Raw genomic sequence first — 3,032 nt, 5'->3', positions numbered from 1 at the left:
AGGAGATCGACTGCAACTAAGCGTACAAACCGACACAAACCCTGTCAACCCCCACAAGTGGATGGTATGCGGTACATCGAACAAAAGGGCTGGTGAGGCTCACCCCTCGTGTGAGGGGAAAAGGGGCCGAGTCCGGCCCACCCGCCGGCTGGTACCCGGTAAACGGTACGCCCGACCATCAGATCGGTATTTCGGCCGAGGGGCTCACTCCGGCGTGTCGCCACGTCAGGGAGGAGACGCTTACTGAATGGCAGCGCCGAGGGGCGAATTGCTGGGGTCTGGAGGCTTTTAGAATGCTTTTTGCCGGCAGGCAAGCATCCCAAAGCCCTGGGCGTTACGTTCACCCAATCCGGCTTCGTAGGCTACGCGGATTAATTCGGGCGGGCCGCTCAGGAGGAACTCCCCTTCCCAGCCGCGGATGGAGCCGCCATGGAGCTGGAAGAGGCGGCTGCGGAGGCGACCGGGCTGAATGGCGAGAGAATTGGCCGGGGCATTGATCCCCAGCAGGGAGGCCTTGCGCTGGAGGTTGTCGCGGATGACGCGGACGAAATCGGGTTGGTCGGGGGAGAGGAAGATATTCTGGGGACCGTCAGGGCCATCCTGGCATGTGGAGACGACGACGGGGGAGAGGGTGTAGAAGGTGGTTGGGTGGGAGAAATCGGGGAGGTCTTCGACCTGGACGCGTTCGATGATGAGGGTTTGTTGTCCCAGGCGGACATACGGTCGGCCGAAGAGTCCCCCCACGAGGCTTTGCACGATGGGGTCGAGGGGAGAGGAAATCCACCAGCGGAGTGGGGGATCGAGAAAGACGCTGTCGGTTGCGGCCTTGGCAAATGTGCCGCGGAGGTGCGAGAAGACGATGAGTTTGTAGGAGTGTCCCTGGCAGACGAAGCCGACGTCGTGGAGGAGTCGGGCGAGCTTGCGGTCGTTGGCGCGGAGCCAGCGAAAGAGGAGGCCCTGGAGCTGCGAAGGGTAATGCCATGGGAGGGGGATGGTCTTTTCCACCGAGTTAAAAGTGATACGCACCCGCATGGTCTGGTCCCCTTTGTGTCGTGCTACAGGATGGTATCGAGGTTAGTTTTTTCCACGCCGACGACACGGCGTGTGCACCACTTGCGTTCCGGGATCTGGTAGATATAGACGCTGTCCTGGTCGCGATTGATGATTCGGCGAAGGCCGGCGGTCATTTCTTCGATTTGATGTTCTGTAAGTTCCCCTTCGAAGGCGCTGTTCTGGACCCAATTCAGGTAGCGTCGGAGGTAACGGCAGATTTTGCCGACGCGTCGCTGTTCGACATCGTAAACGACAATAGTGTACATGGCTACCACCAGGCTTTGAAGGATTCGTAGGGTTCGATATCCAGGAGGTGGCGGACGAGTTTGTAAGCCTCCAGGCGAAGAAGACGGCGGTACGACACAGATCGTTTAAGTTTGCGGTGCTGAACGGTTTCGCTGAGTTGTTTGTCGAATTCGCGGATCCAGATTTTTCGGCCTTCTTCGTTGAGATAGACGCCCTCGGCCTTACCGACGGGCTCGAAGTGTTTATCGGTGATCATGCGTTTGTTCCACAGCCGGAAGATGAGTCGGTCCACGATGAGGGGTTTGAAAATCTCGGCGAGATCCAGGGCGAGAGAGAATCGCCGGGTCGAGGGTTCGTGGAGGTAACTGATCGTGGGGTTGAGTTGGGTGACATAGAGTTCCGTGAGGACGGCCGTATAGAGCATCGTGTTTCCGAAAGAAATGAGGGCGTTGATGGGATTATTGGGTGGTCGGCGGACGCGTTTTTCAAAGGGTTCCGGCAAATTCATCACGACAGTGAAAGCCTGATAGTAGACGTCACGTGCGCGACCTTCCAGACCCATGAGGGAGGCGATATCGGGGGCATCGTCAATTTGGGCGGCCAGGGCGTCAACGGTCGCGATGGTGTCTGCAAGGGGCTTGCCGCGGTTCTGGTAATAGCGGAGATTGTGCAGGATGTGAAAAAGGGCGCCCTTGATGAACTGACGGGCGAGGAATAAACGGCGATGGGGATCGAGGAAAACCTGGACCTGGCGGACAAGGAGATCGCCGCTCACGTTGCGTTGGCGGGGATAGAAGCTGCCCACGTAAAAGCCGTGGTAGTTGAAGCAGTGGGCGGTGATCTGTCTTTGGCCCAGGAAGCGGAGCAGCTTGGTGTTCAGATCGATCTCACCGAACAGGTAGATGTCGCGGACATTCTCCACGGGGAAAGGGTGTTTTTGGCTGTCCCCGTTGTTGGACGGAGATTCGAGATAAAGGGTGTTGTGCTTTCGGCGGAGGCGTCCACTGCGGAAGATGTAGTAGGTTTCGGCCATTGTTTTTTCCTTGGTTGGAATCAGCTCTTTCAAGCTCCTTTCCAGTGCGTGATTGGGTGCGATGGACGCATCTGAATTATCCCCAACAGAGCTCCGCATACGCGCAGCGGAGGCAATAAGATTGGAACGCGACGTTTGGGGGTCGGGGGGAATTTTCGATCTGCTGAATCTCACGGAGGGCTTCGGCGACTTTGGCCTCCAGGTCGGGAGTGAGGCGGAGTTCTTCGCGACGGCGGTCGCGGGGAAAGCGGAGCTCGCCGACCAGATCGCCGGCGCCCAGATGTTTGAGATAGAGCAGATAATAGGCAAGCTGGAGCCGTGCGGCATCTGAGAATTTCCGGGAGTATTTGACTTCCAGGATTTTTTCTTCGCCCTCCAGGACATCCAGGCGAATGAGACTATCGATGAGGACGTCACGCCGCGGCAGGTTGCGATAGCTTTCCCGATGCAAAAGGCGGCCGAGGGCGACCCGATCGTGCGTGTGTTCCATCGTGAGGCCCTTGGCAAAAAGCCAGAGTTTTCTCGGGCAGATGGCCCAGTAGTTGACCTTCGTGCCGTTGACGCGGAGAAGGTCCAGTTCATCTTCGGAAACAGCCTGCGACGTGACGCCGGTCATGTGCCGTGTCATTCGATGATCACTCCGCCTGACGGAAGAGAACTCTCATCAGGTAATACGACTCCCTCGTCGAAGGAATAACAG

The 3,032-nt window shown here is 57.8% G+C and carries 4 protein-coding genes; all 4 read right to left on the bottom strand.

Annotation, left to right across the window (positions count from 1 at the left end):
* Positions 1–288 precede the first annotated feature (288 nt).
* On the bottom strand, positions 289–1,032 hold the full coding sequence (gene cas6, locus H5U08_RS14260) for a CRISPR-associated endoribonuclease Cas6 (RefSeq protein WP_297034441.1): 744 nt from the start codon (positions 1,030–1,032) through the stop codon (positions 289–291).
* A gap of 23 nt (positions 1,033–1,055) precedes the next feature.
* Positions 1,056–1,319, bottom strand: a complete 264-nt coding sequence (cas2, locus tag H5U08_RS14255; RefSeq protein WP_297034438.1) for a CRISPR-associated endonuclease Cas2 — start codon at positions 1,317–1,319, stop codon at positions 1,056–1,058.
* Between the two features lie 2 nt (positions 1,320–1,321).
* Positions 1,322–2,332, bottom strand: coding sequence for a type I-B CRISPR-associated endonuclease Cas1b (cas1b, locus tag H5U08_RS14250; RefSeq protein ID WP_297034435.1), 1,011 nt, complete (start codon positions 2,330–2,332; stop codon positions 1,322–1,324).
* 76 nt (positions 2,333–2,408) lie between these two features.
* Entirely contained in the window at positions 2,409–2,960 is a 552-nt protein-coding gene (cas4, locus tag H5U08_RS14245; protein WP_297034433.1) for a CRISPR-associated protein Cas4, read from the bottom strand.
* Between the last annotated feature and the right edge of the window lie 72 nt (positions 2,961–3,032).

Source organism: Thermogutta sp. (assembly GCF_014359955.1).
GTDB lineage: Bacteria > Planctomycetota > Planctomycetia > Pirellulales > Thermoguttaceae > Thermogutta.
Note: the sequence above shows the minus strand (reverse complement) of the source record. Positions and strands in the feature narration are given on the sequence as shown.

Bases quoted from the DNA above. Each gene is read 5' to 3' on its own strand.
- cas6 (WP_297034441.1), bottom strand. From the start codon at position 1,032: ATGCGGGTGCGTATCACTTTTAACTCGGTGGAAAAGACCATCCCCCTC.
- cas2 (WP_297034438.1), bottom strand. From the start codon at position 1,319: ATGTACACTATTGTCGTTTACGATGTCGAACAGCGACGCGTCGGCAAA.
- cas1b (WP_297034435.1), bottom strand. From the start codon at position 2,332: ATGGCCGAAACCTACTACATCTTCCGCAGTGGACGCCTCCGCCGAAAG.
- cas4 (WP_297034433.1), bottom strand. From the start codon at position 2,960: ATGACACGGCACATGACCGGCGTCACGTCGCAGGCTGTTTCCGAAGAT.